This window comes from Neobacillus sp. KR4-4 (assembly GCF_042136325.1).
Taxonomy (GTDB): domain Bacteria; phylum Bacillota; class Bacilli; order Bacillales; family Cytobacillaceae; genus Neobacillus.
This window is the reverse complement of sequence record NZ_JBHHJU010000003.1, coordinates 257,673-275,276: the sequence shown is the minus strand read 5'-3', so window position 1 is coordinate 275,276 and position 17,604 is coordinate 257,673. Positions and strand designations below refer to the sequence as shown.

Below are 17,604 nucleotides of genomic sequence, written 5' to 3'. Positions count from 1 at the left end.
TGACCTCCACTAAAAAAAGACTTTCGATTTTCTTCGACAAACTATTATACCATACTTCATACAGACTTCTTTAGGAAGAAAAATCCTAATTATAGAACGGAGTGAAATGGAACTATTTTATATTTTTGAAGAGGTGTAAAAGCAATTCCATCGAATATAATTAGAAAAGGTAAAGGTACATTAGCCGAATTAGGTGGTGGAGTTATGGATGGGGTGTTTGGCCGCAGTTTCACAAACTATGATTTTGACATGTTTTCAACCAGTCATTTTGTAATTATCACCATCTTAATCCTAGGTTCCAGCATAATCTATCTTAATAGAGATCAACTGAATGCTAGGCAAAGACGGCGAACCGAGATCGGTATCGCTATCACTCTCATCATCATGGAATTGACCTATCATTTTTGGATGATTATAAATGGCAGTTGGAATGTTAGTCACGCTATTCCATTGGAGTTATGCAGCATTAGTTTAATATTAACCGTCCTTCTGTTGCTGACAAGGAAAAGAATTATCTACGAGATATTATTATTTACTGCTTTATTAGGCGCATCACAGGCATTATTCACTCCAGCTTTAAATTATGACTTCCCACATTTTCGGTTTTTCCATTTCTTTTATACACATCTGATGGAAATCTGGGTGCCGCTTTATTTTACATGGGCAAAAGGTTACCGGCCGACAATTTGGTCCGTCTTAAAATTATGTATCTTTTTAAATGTGCTTATGCCAATCATTATGTTGATTAATAAGCTGGTGGGCGGAAATTATATGTTTTTAAGCCATAAACCCGACAGTGCCAGTTTATTAGATGTTTTAGGACCCTATCCTTGGTACATTTTATCGCTGGAAGGTTTACTAATTGGGCTCAGTTTGATCGTCTGGTTGATATTCCGTGAAAAGACTTCGAAAGGAACCGAAGTGGCCAGAGAACTACCGTTCCAATAATATCAACTTTTTGTTGACCTTTTGTCATTAACAAATTATAATGAATAACGTTCCTAATACTTGTCTCGATAGCTCAGCAGGATAGAGCAACAGTTTCCTAAACTGTAGGTCGGAGGTTCGAATCCTCTTCGGGACGTCAAAGAAATCCTTATTTATCAAGGGTTTCTTTTTTTTTTAGGATTTATTATAACTGAATGTTGATTTCACTGTGCTTGAAAAATAAAAAGTAAAATTCCGTTTAAATTGAGAAATACCCACATTTCCTTTTAATATAAAAGAAGTTAATTTATTATTGCCCTCTACTAATGTTGACACATTGAAATATAATGTATATAATTATCTCGGATTCGAGATAATTATATTTTAGAATCACAAATATCAATAGAGCGCAAAAGAGGCAAGTTTTCTGTATATACATTTTTTATAATAGATTGGGGAGAAAAATATGCTAAGAAAAATCAACAGCAATGATATGGGTTCTAGTAATCTTGGTTGGTTAAGAAGTAAATTTCACTTTTCATTTGCAGAATATTATAATCCAGACAATATTCAGTTTGGGGTTTTACGTGTAATCAATGATGATTTAATTAATCCGCAAACAGGTTTTGGCACGCATCCACATAAAAATATGGAGATTATCTCCTACGTGGTGAATGGTGAGTTGACTCATGGTGACAGCATGGGTAACCAAAATACAATAACACGCGGACAAGTTCAATATATGAGTGCAGGTACGGGTGTACTGCATAGCGAATACAATTTAGGCAAAGATACATCAAGGTTTTTACAAATTTGGATTTTACCAGACAAAAATGGCCATGCACCATCCTATGGTGATTTTAGATTCAATTGGGATGATAGGAAAAATAATTGGCTGCACATGGTTTCGGGAAGAGACGGAGATGCTCAAATTACGATTAACCAAGATGCAAACATCTATTCCTTGGAATTGCAGCAAGGAAAAGATATAAGTTTTCCAGTTAAAGAAGGCAGGCAGGCTTATTTAGTTCAAATAGAAGGTACTTCTGTCATTAATGGCATTGAACTCTCTGATAGAGATGGAATGGAGATTGTTGAAGAAGATATCACAATTAAGGCAGAAAAAAACTCTCATATCTTACTAATAGAGATGAAAAAAGCATAGTAGTTTGATATATAAAAAGTCTGATGGAAATTCCATCAGACTTTTTGTTTTATTTCACTATCGACCTTTCATTGATAATCATTTGAATTTGCGCCACTGTTGCTGGATCTTCAAGCCCTGTAATATCACCTGAAACCTTTCCAGACACGAAAATTTCCTTTAATAAGCGGCGCATGATTTTTCCGCTAACTGTTTTCGGCAGTGTTTCTGTGAAGATGATGGATTTTGGCAGAGCAATTTTTCCGATAAGCTGTATAATACGCTCATTAATCTTTTCTTTTAAATCATCAGTCCCTAGAGAAAGATCATTTACCCGGACAAATACAAGCGGTACCTCACCCTTGATTTCATCTGGGACACCAATTACGGCCGCTTCAGCAACTCCTTCACATTCAAGAACTGCACTTTCAATTTCCATTGTACTTAAACGATGACCGGCAACGTTGAATGCATCATCTGAACGACCAACAACCCAAACATAGCCATCCTCATCAATTAGGGCCAAATCACTTGCAAAATAGCTTCCTTCTACCTGACTAAAATAAGAGGAAATATAGCGCTCCGGTTCCTTCCAGAGTGTGCGGCAAAGCATTGGGAATGGTTTTCTTATGATTAAATTTCCTAACGTACCCGGTTTTACTGGATTTCCCTTTTCATCCACTACAGCTATATCTGCACCTAAAAATTGCATTCCGGCTGATCCCGGCTTCATTGGAGTTAACCATGAGGCACCAGCAATTGGGCAGCCCGCTGTTTCTGTTTGTCCCCACGTATTATTAACACATATTTTTTTCTTTCCTAATACATCATACGTCCATTGCCATGATTCTGGATCAAAGGGTTCACCCACTAGGGAAACGACATCCAGACATGATAAGTCAAATTGATTCCGTACTTTTTCCCCTAGACTTTTTAACATCCGTAAAGCAGTTGGTGCGGTAAACAATTTATTAACACGGTATTTCTCGATTACCTGATAAAATCTGTCCTTTGTTGGAAAGTCAATCGATCCTTCATATACGACAGTGGTCACTCCATTTGCGAGTGCGCCCGCAATTCCCCAAATATGCATCGTTAACCATCCAATATCAGCCGTACACCAGAAAACATCATCATCATGATGATCCATATGATATTTGCTATAAATGTAATTTTGGATTACAAAGGCCATTCCTGAATGAACGACTCCCTTTGGTTTTCCTGTTGTACCGCTTGTATAGAAGACAATTCCATATTCATTGGCCTCTAGCTTCTCAGGTTCACAATGGATACTTGCCATTCTAGTTAGTTCCTCCCACCAGAAATCCCGTCCTTCTGTCATATTGATTTCTGAATTAAGGCGATTAACGACGATTACCGCTTCAATGGATGGAATATCTGGTATTACCCTGTCCACTTTTTCCTTTAAGCAAACTTTGTTTCCACGTCTTATCGTAGCGTCAGTCGTTACGATAATCTTTGGCTCAAAGCTAATGAGACGGTCCTTCAATGACTTTTCGGAGTATCCTGAAAATACTGTATTGTAAATTGCCCCAATCCGAAAGCAAGCGAGCACGGCAATTATTGCCTCTGCCAAATTCGGAAGAAAAATCGCCACACAATCCCCTTTTTTCACACCAAAGGAACGCAAGACACTCGAAAAGCGATTTACTTCTGCTAACAGCATATTATATGTAAAAAACTTAGTGTCCCCGTTTTCTCCCTCCCAAATCAGTGCGGTGCGATTTCCAGCACCATTTTCCACATGACGATCGAGTAAGTTAACACAAGGGTTACTGATGCCCCCTTCAAAAAAGCGAAAGTCAGGAAGGCTTCCACTTATTGTTTTTTGCCAAGGCTCATACCAGAATAGCTCTTTCGCCACATCGTTCCAAAAGGCTTCGGGATCTTTTTGGGATTTTTGAAGAAGTTCTTGAAAAGCTTTACTGCTTCCAATTGAGGTGATAGATTGTTTTTCTTCGCTTGGATATACAAGTTTACTTTCTGCAACTACCTTTAAAATTCCGCTTACATCCATATAAATCCCCCTAAATTGAAAATATAAATTCCATAGTGACCGACTAGTTGGTTAGTTCAGCGCTAAATCTATGAAAGCGCTTTACTATTATGTAATACAAAAATTACTGCTAAAATAGCAGCCTGTCATTGATGTACATCAATAAGGTTAACATAAATATTCTGAATTTTCAATATTGTAAAATTCTGCCTTAGCTGCATCTGCTTTAGGGCTTCCCGAACCGCCCGCGGAAAGCGAAGCCGCCTGGAACGGAAATCAACAGACTAGTTTAATGTAGCCAAACAAAAAGACTGCCGATTTAAAACCCGAAATCCTTCGGATTTGTCGACAGTCTGAGAAACAATATTTATGAATCCTTTGAAACTCTTACCCTTCTAATAATAACGAGTGTGGATCTTCCAATAATTCTTTGACTGTCGCCAAGAAGCTAACAGCCTCTTTTCCATCTACAATTCGATGATCGTATGACAAGGCGATATACATCATCGGGCGGTTTTCCATTCGCTCCTTATCAATCGCAATTGGTCTTGTTTGGATTTTATGCATTCCGAGAATCCCTACTTGCGGGCTATTCAAGATTGGCGTTGACATTAACGAACCGAAAACTCCACCGTTTGTAATGGTAAATGTTCCACCTTGCAAATCATTTAACGTAAGTGCATTATCACGAGCTTTTTTACCAAGATTACTGATATCCTGTTCGATTTCGGCAAAGTTTTTCTGGTTCGCACCGCGGACAACCGGGACGACCAACCCCTCAGGTGCTGCAACAGCAATACCAATATCATAGAATTTCTTGATAATCAACTCATCGCCTTGTATTTCAGCATTTAAAAGTGGGAATTGCTTTAAAGCTGAGACTACAGCTTTGGTAAAGAATGACATGAATCCCAGACGAACACCATGTTTCTCATAAAAAGCATCTTTCCGTTGATTGCGTAAATCCATAACGGCCGACATATCGACTTCGTTAAAAGTGGTTAACATCGCTGCTGTATGCTGGACTTCTACTAGGCGTTTAGCGATAGTTTGACGCCGGCGGGACATTTTCACCCGTTCAACTGGTTTGTCAAACTCTTCATCTATTTGTTGTACGGCTGGTTTTGGGCTGGTTTTTTCCAACTTTCGCTCTTCTTTAACTGAAGGTGCCGGAGTGTATGCTTTTACATCCTCTGGTCTAATTCTGCCAAGTGGATCCCTGCTGCTTACTTGCGCTAAATCGATTCCCAATTCTCTGGCCAATTTTCTTGCAGCTGGTGAAGCAATCGGGCTTGCAGCTTTCGGAAGTTCTTGCTCAGCTTGGGTGCTTTGTTGATTAAAGGTTTCTACTTCAGCTGATTTTTCCGGAGCTGCTGGAACAGATGAATTGGCTACAGTAGCTGCATTCTCATTCTCTTCGATAATCGCAATAACATCGCCTACTTCTACGATATCGCCAGGCCCTTTTAAAACCTTTGTAACTACACCTGAGTATTCGGCATTTAATTCTATATTAACTTTATCAGTTTCCAACTCAACAACACTATCCCCTTTGGTTACTTTGTCACCAATATTAATGAGCCATTGAGCAATAGTTCCTTCTGTAATGGATTCTGCCAGTTCTGGTACTTTGATTTCAATCATGTGGTGTATCCTCCTATGTTTGTTGGTAATTCCCCTATTAAGTTAGTATTTCTACTTAAATTATTTTCCTTAAATGCAATTAGTAACTAGTTCTCTTTCTTGTTTCTGAGAATCTATTAGACTCAATATAGTTCAGAGCCTGTTGGATAATCCGTTCTTGTTCTTTCTTATGAACGGCTGGATCGCCTCCTGCTGTGCTTGAACGTTCACGACGTCCAATGTAACCAACAGTCAGTCTGCCAGAAGCAAGTTCAAAGAGAGTTGGAGCGATATAATGCCACGCACCCATATTTTTCGGTTCTTCCTGCACCCAAACAATTTCCTTCAAGTTAGGATAACGCTCTATGATGGCTTCTACTTTTTCCTCAGGAAATGGATACAATTGTTCAATTCGAGCGATATGAACCTCTTCTAGGTTTCGATTTTCTTTCTGTGAGTCTATTCCAACAGCCAGATCAATGGCCATCTTACCCGTTGTTAACACTAAACGCTTTACCTTTTCTGTCACTTTTCCGAGTTCAGGCTGTTCCAAAACCGTTTGGAAATGACCTTCGCTTAGTGCAGTACCAGTAGAAGCAACTAGCGGGTGGCGGAGCAGACTCTTTGGCGTCATAATCACCAATGGTCGAACAAACTCTGATCCTAAGATGGCAGCTTGACGGCGTAATATATGAAAATATTGGGCCGCACTTGTCAGGTTGGCCACCGTCCAGTTGTTTTCAGCAGCTAACTGTAAAAACCGTTCAGGGCGGGCACTTGAATGCTCCGGACCTTGGCCTTCATACCCATGAGGCAGCAGGAGAATTAAGCCTGATTTTTGTCCCCATTTTGCCCTTGCAGATGAAACAAATTGATCATAGAGCGGCTGTGCCGTGTTGGCAAAGTCGCCATATTGAGCTTCCCACATGACAAGTGTTTCAGGAGCAAATACATTGTATCCATATTCAAAACCTACAACAGCTGCTTCCGACAGCGGGCTATTATGAACCGCAAACGAAGCTCGTGCTTGCGGAAGATGATGCAATGGTGAATACGTCTCATTGGTTTCTGCATCGTGGAGCACAATGTGCCGCTGCGCAAACGTTCCACGCTCAGAATCTTGGCCAGTTAGACGAATGGGTGTACCATCTTTTAACATCGACGCAAATGCCAGCACTTCTGCTACCGCCCATTCTACTTTCCCATTAACTTCTAATGCCTGATCACGACGCTCTAAAATCCGCTTTAATTTTGGATATACATGAAAACCTTCCGGCCATTTCAGTAAATCTTGGTTTATTTCACGAAGTGTATCAAGTGGCACGCTTGTTTCCAACTGTGGAATTCCTTTGGCAATTACCATTGGAACTTCTACTTCTGCTGGAGGTTCACTTTGCGTCTTATCTGATACTTTTTCAAACTCCACTTTTAACATATCTTGCACACTGCGATTCATTTGCTCAACTTCAGCTTGATTGAGAATGCCCCTATTTTGCAACTGTTTAGCATACACTGCTCTTACAGTTGGATGGTTCACAATTTTTTTATATACCTGTGGCTGAGTAACCGCTGGATCGTCCATTTCATTGTGGCCAAATCGACGATATCCAACCAAATCAATCAAAAAGTCCTTTTGGAAACGAGCGCGGTACTGATAAGCCAAACGAACAGCGGCCAGACATGCTTCAGGGTCATCCGCATTGACATGGACAATCGGAATCTCAAATCCTTTTGCTAAGTCACTCGAATATCTCGTCGAACGTGAATCGTGGCTATCGGTTGTAAAGCCTACCATGTTGTTGGCAATGATATGGATGGTTCCACCCGTTCGATATCCTTTTAACCCGCTTAAATTCAAGGTCTCCGCTACAATTCCCTGACCCGGAAAAGCTGCATCACCATGGACCAAAATCGCAAACGACCTCGTAACATCCTGCTTAGGGTAACCGGCATTCTTCCGTTCTTCTTGGGCCGCTCTCGCAAAACCTTCAACTACCGGATCAACAAACTCAAGATGACTCGGATTATTCGCTAAGGTAATCCGCGCTCGAACATTCCCGGGGCCTTCCAAGAAACGATTCCGGCCTAAATGATATTTCACATCTCCTGTCCAGCCCTCACTAATATCGACTAAATCTTCTGAAGGACCTTGTTGTTTAGCGGACGAATGTAGAAATTCAGAGAACATCTTGCTGTATGGTTTGTTTAACACATGCGCAAGAACACTTAAGCGGCCGCGATGCGCCATTCCAATCACGACATTACTTGCTCCATCCCCGACACCTTCGTGCACGGCCTCATTCAGCATCGGTACTAGCATGTCAACGCCCTCAATGGAGAATCTCTTCTGACCGACAAAGGTTTTATGCAAAAATTGTTCAAATCCCTCAACCTCTGTCAAACCCTGAAGCAAGTTTTTTTGTTCTTCTTTTGATAAGGACCGATGCAAGGAACCTGTTTCCACCATTTGAGTCAACCATGATTGTTCATCCATATGGTGCACGTGGTTAAATTCAAAGGCTAGTGTGGAGGTATAAATATCCTTTAAATGGTTGATCGCATCCCATGCCGTTTGTATTCCTGCCGGGGCCTCCTCCCAAACTAGTTTGGCTGGAATCGCTTTCAACTCTTCCTCACTTACCCCATGTTTTTCTGGATGAAACAACTCTTGATTTTGCACATTCCCCTCTAGTGGGTTCATGTTTGCCTCTAAATGACCGTTAGAACGAATGTTCTTAAGCAGCTTTACCACTTTCAGTACTATCTGTATATTTGTAGAATTATTAGGATTGAAAGAATCATTATTAGGGTATTCTTCGGTATGTCTTGACTCAAAAGACAATGGTGAGCCCCATTTTAGAAAAAGCTCTCTTAATTTTGGATCAATCAATTCTTCTCCGTTTGTATACCGCTCGTATTGTTCAATAACATAGCCAAGGTTTGGACCATTGAATTTCCTCCATGGATTATGCTGGTTCTTCTGTACTCCCATTCACAATTCCCCCAATGTTGTGTTACTTATATGTTCTGTTTCAGATTATTTAGTAAGTAATTTTCAATTGCTTAAGGTTAAGGATAATGTAATAATTGAAATAAATAAAATGCTAAAAAATAATATTAACTTATAAAAAATATTAATATCAGATAGATGGGTGGAAAAATGGATTACCGTGACTGGGAAATACTAAAGGTGCTTTATCATCAAAAGAATTTAACAAAAACAGCCCGCCTCTTATTTCTTACTCAACCCGCATTAACGACTCGATTAAAGCATATGCAGGAAGAACTAGGCGTAAAAATCGTAACCCGTGAAAGCAGGGGAGTGCATTTTACCCCACAAGGAGAATACCTTGTTCATTGTGCTGAGGAGGCATTAGCACATTATGAAAAGATAAAAGAAAATGTCCAAAATATGAGTAATCACGAAAGTGACCAAGTGGTAGGTACGTTGAAATTGGGGGTTTCCAACTTTTTCGCGAATTACGAACTTCCCTATATTTTGAAATTATTTAAAATGCAATATCCACATGTGGAATTCAAAGTAACGACGGGATGGAGCAGAGACGTAACTCAACTTATTCATAATAAAGACGTTCATATCAGCTTTGTTCGTGGAGATTATGGCTGGCGGGGATTATCGAAACATCAATTGTTTGAGGAAACTATTTGCATTGCTTCAAAAAATGAATTTAATATGAAGGACCTGCCTCGTCTTCCTAGAATCGAATATCGAGGGGACTACCTATTAAAATCACTCATTGATCATTGGTGGGCAGAAAATTTTGCGCAAGCCCCCTTTATAAGTATAGAAGTCGATCAAGTAGACCCCTGTAAGGAAATGGTTTTAAATGGTTTAGGATATTGCATTTTGTCTAGCAGAGTACTCAAAGGGATAGAAGACATATACAAAATCAATTTAAAAGACCAAGAAGGAAATTCAATTTTGCGAAGAACGTGGATGTATTACCATAAAGAAGCTATGGAGTGGAATGTTGTTAAGGCGTTTGTCAATTTTATCGAAAAAATCGATTGGAAACACAATTGAAAGAGGTGAAACAGGTCACGTAGTCTTCTTCTACGTGACCTGTTTCACTACCCTAATTAGGTAAAAATGTTGTTCGGAGACAAATTGTTAAGCAATTACACTATACCTAGATAGCTCCTTGTGATATTTGGAATAACTATTTGCCCACTATTGCTATATCTGGAAAATAGATTTGATAATGCTGTAAGGAAGGGATGATATTCCTCATCGGTTTTTTTGGGGGAATATGAAGCGGATAAGTATCGTCCCAAAAATCCATTTAAATTAAATTGCAGGTCATTGTGAAAGAACTTTAAATCATACTTTCCATCTTTAAAAAATTGCTGAAATGCAATCGGAGTTTCCTCCATACCACCGCTAAATCCTTTAAAATTTGGGCAGTACCTTTGGCAAACCTCTGCACTTTCCTTGTTTATATCGCTTGACCCATCCCGGCTATTCCAGACAAGAGCAACTTTTCCATCTTGATGTAAAATCCGTTGACATTCCAATTTGAATGGCTCCATGTCGAACCAATGAAATGCTTGTGCTACGGTAACTAGATTTATACTATTATCAGTTAAACTTGTGTTTTCAGCCGTACCCTTAATCGAAATAAAACGGGAATCCGTCTTCAAAGCTTGTTCTGCAACTGTCCTCATATCATCATTTGGCTCCACTCCAATTACAGTAAATCCCCTATCAATAAGCTGCCCACTTAATATTCCGGTTCCCGAGCCAATATCTGCAATAATACTATCCTCATTTAAACCAGCTTTAGAAATTATATATTCAATATATTCAGGGGGGTAGCTGGGACGATATTTTGCATATACCTCTGCTTTTCCTGTGAATTGATCATTTGATTTCATAAAGCCACCTTCTCTCTCTGTTCCAAATGAAATAGCCTTTAAAACAGCAACCTCTACTTTACCGCATGAGTTTCGTGATATTCATTTTTTAAAGGAAAACAAATGGTGAATTTAGTTCCTTGATTTGGGATACTAGTCACCTTAATCGTTCCTCCATGATCCTGAATAATTTTCTGACAAATAGAAAGCCCTAACCCCGTTCCATCAGATTTCGTTGTATAGAAAGGACTAAAGATTTTCTCCAGATTTGCATCTTCGATACCAACACCCTTATCACTAATCTCAACTACAGCTTTGTTCTCATCTTTTAATAATCGAATCGTAATATCTCCATTTTCAACCATTGATTGGATGGCATTATTTATTAAATTCACAAAAACTTGTACCATTTTATCCAAGTCCATTGGTAAAAACAGATCGGGATTGTAATCCGTGTATATGATTTGATGTCCCGAACTACGGGCTTTGGAATCTGTTAATACGATTACCCTCTTTAAACACTCATGCTTGGAAAATGTTTGGTATAAAGAGACATTTGGTTTTGAAAATTGCAGGAATTCAACTGTTAACTTATTCATTCTACTGACTTCACTAAGGATTAAGTCATACCAAGGTTTTATATTATAATTATGCTCTTTAGAATGTTTGATGAATCCTTGGATAATGGTCAAAGGGTTCCTAATTTCATGTGCGAGGCCACCAGCCATTTCTCCTAAGAGTTTCATTTTTTCCTCTTGATAACGTAATTCTTCCCGTTTCTTCTCTTCTTTGAGGAGATTTTTTGCTCTCTCTGTCTCGATGATGTATTGAATGATAAGCACTACAGCTAGAGATGTTAAGAAGTCCGATCCAACTGCAAGTACGCTATAGGCATCGACAGGAGTATACGAAATTCTTATTAATGTGTAAAAGGCAATCAAGACAAAACCAAGAAAAATCCCTTTAAGCACACCCCTGATTTGAAATAAGAATTTACTAAGTAAAATAATATAAATGGAGAAACACCAATTCAACTGGGTTGTAAAATGAAACAATAGTAACGAAATGATCTCAATAGCCGCTATATAAATAAAATAGCGTGGATAAATCCTTTCCAAAAAAATGCTTATTATAAAAATAATGCCTAGTAAAATCATTAAAAAGTGGTTTTGGGATTTATTCAACGTTGTAGAGGAAAAAATCACAAATACAACATAAATAGGCAAGACGATATGGTACATTAAACGAAAAAACATATATTTCTCTCCGATTCATTTATCTAAAGGTTGTCCAAATGATTATACTAGATTTTCCGGTCAAAAACCTCAGATTAATTTTACCATAATAAATAAAAAGACTGTCCTCTAAAGGATAGTCTAAATGACAAGTTATTTCGCACTCACACACTTTTGCTAACTACAAGGATCTAATTCCCCCCAAAAAACCACTATACTCTCCATTACCTTTTTGAAACTGGGACCCCAGCTATTCCCCAATGGGATTTTGGGATCTCTGTAACGATAACTCTTATGCTCTCCTTTGGAGCGTCTAATGTTTCTGAAACAGTATTAGTAAGATTGTGAATAACTTCTTCTATTTTCTCTTTTGGTCTTCCTTCTAATATTTGAACATTAATAATTGGCATTGTAGATACTCCTTTTTTTAGGCTCTTCAGGCTGCTGCTATCTTACTATTCCTCCAATTTGAAAACAACATCCTGATATAATTCATCACGATCAATGATGCTTCCTGTAAATTCATGCGTCAGCCTTCCGTCTCCATTAAAGATAAACGTTTTGTTGTCATGTAAAACTTCAGACCCTCTTTTTTCATAATGCTCACCGAGGGTATTTGCCAAGTTTTGAATCTGCTTCTTATCCCCTGTCAGCATTTTCAGGTAGGATAAATCAAAATTCATTTTCTTTGCATGTTCTTTCATGATTTCTGGTTTATCATTTTCAGGGTCAAGTGAAATGGACACAAGTAAAAGATTATCTGTCTTACTTCTTTTTGATTTCAGATCCTGCTGCAAATGGCTGAAATTCCCCAATAATATGGGACATGCGTTTGGATCGATACAATTAACATACGTAAAGGTCAGTACAACGGTTTTTCCTAAAAAATCTTGTTTCGTTACTGAAATTCCATTCTGGTCCATTAACTTAAATTCAGGTAAAGTAACTTCTTTTGTCGCTTTATGGGCATTCGCTAATGTTTTTGCCTCCACAGTAAATTGCTTTTCATCCTCAACAATTTTGCCATCTTGTTCTACTTTTATTGTAGCCATCCAATCACCGTTCATCGCTATATTAGCGGTTCCAATATATTTGCCATCCCCAATTTCTTTAACTGCTACAGGGGTTGTTCCGTGGTCCATATTTTTCATATTTAATTCAGCACTCACTTTAGCCCCCTCCACCGGATTTCCCTGTTTGTCGACCACAGAAAACTGCATCGCATATATTTTTCCAGATGTAAATGTTTTTGGAGTAGAAAGTTTTATCGTTAAGTTACTTGCTGACCCACAGCCTGCAATAAATATAAACATCAGACTCAATATGAAAACAAAAGATTTTTTCATCGTGCCTATCCTCTCAGTCAGATAAATTTTAATATCACAGCTCCCTTTTACTATATAATACAATCTTCTTTAAATCTGTGAAGTTTTACACATAAACCAAAATAACGATTGTAGGCGCATGATGAATTCATACGCCTCTTCAATCATCAATATGTACTGATTCTATCTTTCTCATCAACCTGTAGTCTTGTAAGCAATGGACGGTTTATCTTCCACTCAACCTGTACTGGAAGATTGAAAAATTCCGTTAACTTTTCACTTGTTAGCAATTTACTTGTCTCCCCAGCTGCAAAAACTTGACCCTCTTTTAGTAAAAGGGTTTTAGTGAAAACAGGCAGGATTTCTTCAACATGATGGGTGACATAAATCAAGCTCGGGGCATCGGGATCTTTTGCAATTTTTTCAATCGATTCTAATAGTTGTTCACGTGCAATAAAATCTAATCCATTTGTCGGTTCATCCAAAATCAGCAAAGAAGGGTCTGCCATCAGTGCACGAGCAATTAATACACGCTGCTTTTCACCCTGTGATAATTTTTCGTAATTTCGGTTTGCATATCTAATACAACCAAGTGAATCCAAAAGGCCAACAGCCTTTTTCCTCATTTCATCTGTGGGTGTTTCATAGAGACCAATCGATGCAAAAGCCCCGCTTAAGACAACCTCAAATGCGTTATCTCCGGAATGAAATTTTTCCTGAAGTGAAGATGATACAAATCCAATCTGTTTGCGCAGTTTCTCACTTAAATACGTTTTCCCAAATTCCATGCCCAGTACAGTTACATTCCCTTTTGTCGGAAAATAATAGGCATTTAATAAATTTAAGATTGCAGTTTTACCCGAGCCATTTAAACCAAATAATACCCAATTTTCTCCTCTATTAATCTGCCAATTTACATTTTGCAAAATCCAATTTCCTTCTCGTCTTAATGAGACATTTTCGAGTTGTAAAACCATTGTAATGGCTCCTTTCATTTTATTTATGGGTTGTATTTTATTATTATTGTATCAAATTTTCAGAAAATAAAAAAATAAGCCCTACCAAATAGGACTTATTGAATCTTTTTTACTCGTCTCGAAGCGATCGATATCTTCCACTAAAATAAATCAACGGGTCCGAATCTTCCAGGTTAATGCTAGTTACCCGGCCAATAAAAAGGGTATGATCTCCTTCAACATGCTCTGCCGATACTTCACATGTAATTTGTGCCACTGCGCCAGGTAAAACCGGGATTCCTTCAAGACGGTCAAACACTACATTTTGTTGATTTTTTAACTGTCCTGCAAATATCATTGATAATTCTTGTTGTCCTGCAGCAAGTATATTGACCGAGAACTTTTTGCTTTGTTTTATCTTTTCAAGCATTTGTGCTTTTTCAGCAATCGATATGACAACAAGTTTTGGATTAAGCGAAACAGACATAAAGGCATTTGCAGTCATTCCATGTACATTTCCCGCTACTTCTGTTGCCACTACTGTTACTCCAGTTGCAAATTTCCCCATTGCGTTTCGAAACTGACGGTCATCCATAATAACACCTCGCTACATATAATTATTTTTTGCCTTTCTTTTTCAAACGACGATACATCCGATATCCTTTCCGCATTGCATCAACCATAAAAAAAGGGATTGGTGGATGATATTTATATATATATGGTAAATAAATCTTATAATAAGCTTTTTTTAAATCTTTCCATTTCCTACAAAATCCTTTTTTATAAAAATCAGATATATCCACTATATAACCCCTACCCTCAAACATGACGACATTTTTCCCATGGACATCGTAGGGATTTAATCCAACTGACCTTGCATAATCCAAACCGGAATCAATATCATTTATAACTGATTCGGGAATTGGAACCCCCTTTACCAGGGCATCAAACAAAGTGATACCTTCTAGCTTTTTTAAGATTAAATAATTTTCCCCATAATCATACAGAGTAGAATAACTTTTATGATTTCCTAATCTTTTATATACTTCAATTTCCTTCTTAAGTTCCTCAGGATTTCGACCATATACTTTTACAACCCATTCTGGCTTTGCATCAAGCGAAAATACTCCAGCATAATTACCACTTCCGATGGTTTTCCAGATCTGTGATTGATTTTCTACTATAATTGGGTCAAACGGACTTGTTGTCGTTAATTGTATTTTCGGGAATAGCTCTGTTTCTATTAAATTTATATACTCCGCTTTTTGCAAAATGTACACCTTCTAAACCAAAATATAATGGAAATTTCTTTTATGCCATTATACACTAATAATTAGTATTAAGATTTAGAATTCATATGGAAATTCGAAGCACTAAGGGCTAATAGAAAGGATTTGCTATGACTTTTCCCATTTTAGAAACCAAAAGACTTAAATTAATTGAAATAACCCATCAGCATGTGGACTACATATACGAAATTTTATCCTTAGAAGAAGTGACGAGGTTTTATGGGACTAATCGTTTTACTTTACCTGTTGAAGCTTCAAGATTAATTGACATGTTTTATAAGAATTTTGTTGAAAAACGCGGGATCCGTTGGGGTATAAAATTAAAAGAAAATCAGCGCTTCATCGGTACGGTGGGGCTTAACGGTTTACATTTAAAAAATAGGCGTGCTGAGATTGGCTATGAACTCCATCCAGATTATTGGAGAAGGGGACTAAGTTCCGAAGCAATAAATGAAGTAATCCGCTTTAGCTTTCAACACTTAGATTTAAATCGACTTGGTGCCGTTGTCTTTCCGGAAAATGTAGCATCAATCAATTTACTACTGAAGATTGGTTTCACAAAGGAAGGAATTCTTCGCGGCTATATTAATCAAAATGAACAATTTTATAATACGTACGTTTTGTCGTTATTAAAAGCAGAATGGACAGAAAGCCAGGGGTAATCTCCTGGCTTTCTTATTCCTCAAAGTAATCCTTTACTTTTTTAGGGTTTTTCCCGATGGTATCATTATAGTACGGATTACATTCAGTAGCATCTTGTGGATCGAGATTGGTTTTGATCACTAACATTGGTGAGGGTGAACTCTCTGCAATTATTCGGTCATTTAATTTGTCAAAATCGGGTATATTTTTATTTCCAGGCTGTCTAGGTTCCATTTTCTAACACCTCCTTATCATAGCATGCTAATTTTCCATTTAATAATTCCCATGAAAAAGAAAAAAACTAGGAAGTAAAACCTCCTAGTTACTTTTATTCTTCTTCTGAGCCGACTAAGAAATCTGGATTTAACTCTTCGAATTCTTCATCGTCTACATCCATACCCCAATCATCATCGCAGTCCTTGCATCCATCAGAGCTGACAAGAACACAAACCTTTGTTTCGCCAATCACCTCTACGAGGAATTCTCTTTCAACATGGACGATGATACGATTGCCATTCGGAGAAATGACTGCTTCAACACAATTTGGCTGCTGCAGCACTCGAGCACTAATTTCATTGTCATCGAGGCAATCATGGTCACGATACTTTAACTTAATGACGTCTGTATATTGGACACGTTCTGTGACAACTTCTGTTTTGGTATTATCATTAAATGAGTACCAAACATTGATGTCATAAGAGCCATGTATCTCTACAGTCTTGCCAACCTTTTTCGCATTATATTTATGGTTGATGATCCAACAGCCAAGTATACTTGTTGGACTATGCGCCGGGCTAATCGTATGATTGGACTGTGTAAATTTACGTCCTTTCGCTACTACGGCCTTGGTAATTATCTCTCTATATTCTCCCATTTCGCGCGAACCCTCCTCATTCATTTTCATTTCATCGTATGCAAGATATAAGACTAGTGTGAAATTTATTTTGTTGAGTACTGGATAAAAGTTTAGTCATAGTTCATTTTATGCGGGAGTTATAGGTGTGTGCCTTGTATGCATGTACTTTAAAAATGAAGAGTAATAAGATTCAGATTGGAGGGGAAAATAAATAGGAGGAAAAAAATAAAGCCAGGCTCTAGTAAGCCTGGCTGGAATCTTAATGTTCGTGATCGCAATCGTCGTGACCTTCACAAGAACCGCCGCCATTTTGCATGCTTGAACCAGTTTCTCCTAATAATACATCGCCGCCCGTTGAAATGATGATTTCATCGGTGACTGTATTTGAAATGGTTGAAGCAATAATTTGAAGCAATTCGTTTACATCTAATTGTGATTGTTTGAACTCCTGTACAACAGGAATTTCATCTAATTCTTGCTCAATCGAAGCAATCTTATCTTCAACCTTTTTCAAGGCCTCAGGTTTTCCATAATGCTGAAGATTTACAGCTTGCTTTTGTAATCCTTTTATATCTGAAATTAAAGTGTGAACTTTCGTGTTTTCATTTAATTGTGCTTCTGCACGTTTAAAGAAGTCAACCTCTTCTGTTTCTGCAATCATTCGAGCTAAGTCTGTTGCACGTGCAACGATATCATCTTTTGTATATTTCGCCAC

General features: G+C 38.0%; 16 protein-coding genes, 1 tRNA gene and 1 pseudogene. 5 read left to right on the top strand and 13 right to left on the bottom strand.

The genetic code is table 11. The features are described 5' to 3' along the window. The first annotated feature begins 204 nt into the window (after nucleotides 1–204). The 3 genes from ACE198_RS04815 to ACE198_RS04805 all read left to right on the top strand — a co-directional run bounded on the left by ACE198_RS04815 (nucleotide 205) and on the right by ACE198_RS04805 (nucleotide 2,092). Entirely contained in the window at nucleotides 205–948 is a 744-nt protein-coding gene (locus ACE198_RS04815) for a YwaF family protein (RefSeq protein ID WP_375374817.1), read from the top strand. 62 nt (nucleotides 949–1,010) lie between these two features. Continuing rightward, a tRNA-Arg gene (locus tag ACE198_RS04810) sits at nucleotides 1,011–1,084 on the top strand. A 309-nt stretch (nucleotides 1,085–1,393) separates the two neighbouring features. Next, nucleotides 1,394–2,092, top strand: a complete 699-nt coding sequence (locus ACE198_RS04805; protein WP_098571745.1) for a pirin family protein — start codon at nucleotides 1,394–1,396, stop codon at nucleotides 2,090–2,092. Nucleotides 2,093–2,141: 49 nt separating this feature from the next. On the opposite strand, the gene ACE198_RS04800 is transcribed toward ACE198_RS04805, so the two are convergent. The 3 genes and pseudogenes from ACE198_RS04800 to ACE198_RS04790 form a co-directional block, all read right to left on the bottom strand. Continuing rightward, complete coding sequence (locus ACE198_RS04800) at nucleotides 2,142–4,109, bottom strand: acetate--CoA ligase (protein WP_375374816.1); 1,968 nt, start codon at nucleotides 4,107–4,109, stop codon at nucleotides 2,142–2,144. A gap of 366 nt (nucleotides 4,110–4,475) precedes the next feature. Next, nucleotides 4,476–5,732: a 2-oxoglutarate dehydrogenase complex dihydrolipoyllysine-residue succinyltransferase gene (gene odhB / locus ACE198_RS04795; RefSeq protein WP_375374815.1), complete on the bottom strand. Its 1,257-nt coding sequence runs from the start codon at nucleotides 5,730–5,732 to the stop codon at nucleotides 4,476–4,478. A gap of 69 nt (nucleotides 5,733–5,801) precedes the next feature. Further along, nucleotides 5,802–8,703: pseudogene (locus tag ACE198_RS04790) on the bottom strand (2-oxoglutarate dehydrogenase E1 component). A gap of 168 nt (nucleotides 8,704–8,871) precedes the next feature. Here ACE198_RS04790 and ACE198_RS04785 point away from each other — a divergent pair. Continuing rightward, nucleotides 8,872–9,756, top strand: a complete 885-nt coding sequence (locus ACE198_RS04785; protein ID WP_098571741.1) for a LysR family transcriptional regulator — start codon at nucleotides 8,872–8,874, stop codon at nucleotides 9,754–9,756. 95 nt (nucleotides 9,757–9,851) lie between these two features. On the opposite strand, the gene ACE198_RS04780 is transcribed toward ACE198_RS04785, so the two are convergent. From ACE198_RS04780 to ACE198_RS04750, 7 genes are all read right to left on the bottom strand, one after another. Then, nucleotides 9,852–10,607 carry a class I SAM-dependent methyltransferase gene (locus tag ACE198_RS04780; RefSeq protein WP_098571740.1) on the bottom strand — a complete coding sequence of 252 codons (756 nt, stop codon included), beginning with the start codon at nucleotides 10,605–10,607 and terminating at the stop codon, nucleotides 9,852–9,854. Nucleotides 10,608–10,660: 53 nt separating this feature from the next. Beyond that, a complete protein-coding gene (locus ACE198_RS04775; RefSeq protein WP_375374814.1) occupies nucleotides 10,661–11,842 on the bottom strand; it encodes a two-component system sensor histidine kinase NtrB in 1,182 nt (393 codons plus the stop codon). A gap of 203 nt (nucleotides 11,843–12,045) precedes the next feature. Then, nucleotides 12,046–12,231, bottom strand: a complete 186-nt coding sequence (locus ACE198_RS04770) for a 4-oxalocrotonate tautomerase (protein WP_098571738.1) — start codon at nucleotides 12,229–12,231, stop codon at nucleotides 12,046–12,048. A gap of 45 nt (nucleotides 12,232–12,276) precedes the next feature. Next, on the bottom strand, nucleotides 12,277–13,167 hold the full coding sequence (locus tag ACE198_RS04765) for an SCO family protein (protein WP_375374813.1): 891 nt from the start codon (nucleotides 13,165–13,167) through the stop codon (nucleotides 12,277–12,279). 146 nt (nucleotides 13,168–13,313) lie between these two features. Then, nucleotides 13,314–14,123 carry an ABC transporter ATP-binding protein gene (locus tag ACE198_RS04760; RefSeq protein ID WP_375374812.1) on the bottom strand — a complete coding sequence of 270 codons (810 nt, stop codon included), beginning with the start codon at nucleotides 14,121–14,123 and terminating at the stop codon, nucleotides 13,314–13,316. Nucleotides 14,124–14,232: 109 nt separating this feature from the next. After that, entirely contained in the window at nucleotides 14,233–14,697 is a 465-nt protein-coding gene (locus tag ACE198_RS04755; RefSeq protein ID WP_098571735.1) for a flavin reductase family protein, read from the bottom strand. Nucleotides 14,698–14,719: 22 nt separating this feature from the next. Continuing rightward, nucleotides 14,720–15,373, bottom strand: a complete 654-nt coding sequence (locus ACE198_RS04750; protein WP_251456058.1) for a protein kinase family protein — start codon at nucleotides 15,371–15,373, stop codon at nucleotides 14,720–14,722. Nucleotides 15,374–15,501: 128 nt separating this feature from the next. Between ACE198_RS04750 and ACE198_RS04745 the strand changes: the two genes are divergently transcribed. Continuing rightward, a complete protein-coding gene (locus tag ACE198_RS04745; RefSeq protein WP_375374811.1) occupies nucleotides 15,502–16,053 on the top strand; it encodes a GNAT family N-acetyltransferase in 552 nt (183 codons plus the stop codon). Nucleotides 16,054–16,066: 13 nt separating this feature from the next. Here ACE198_RS04745 and ACE198_RS04740 read toward each other — a convergent pair whose 3' ends face one another. The 3 genes from ACE198_RS04740 to ACE198_RS04730 form a co-directional block, all read right to left on the bottom strand. Then, a complete protein-coding gene (locus ACE198_RS04740; protein ID WP_375374810.1) occupies nucleotides 16,067–16,267 on the bottom strand; it encodes a hypothetical protein in 201 nt (66 codons plus the stop codon). A 94-nt stretch (nucleotides 16,268–16,361) separates the two neighbouring features. Next, the gene (locus tag ACE198_RS04735; RefSeq protein ID WP_026566510.1) at nucleotides 16,362–16,907 is read right to left on the bottom strand and encodes an outer spore coat protein CotE; all 546 of its coding nucleotides are present in this window, start codon (nucleotides 16,905–16,907) and stop codon (nucleotides 16,362–16,364) included. A 241-nt stretch (nucleotides 16,908–17,148) separates the two neighbouring features. Beyond that, nucleotides 17,149–17,604 (bottom strand): YlbF/YmcA family competence regulator, encoded by a 456-nt coding sequence (locus ACE198_RS04730; protein WP_098571731.1) that lies wholly within the window; start codon nucleotides 17,602–17,604, stop codon nucleotides 17,149–17,151.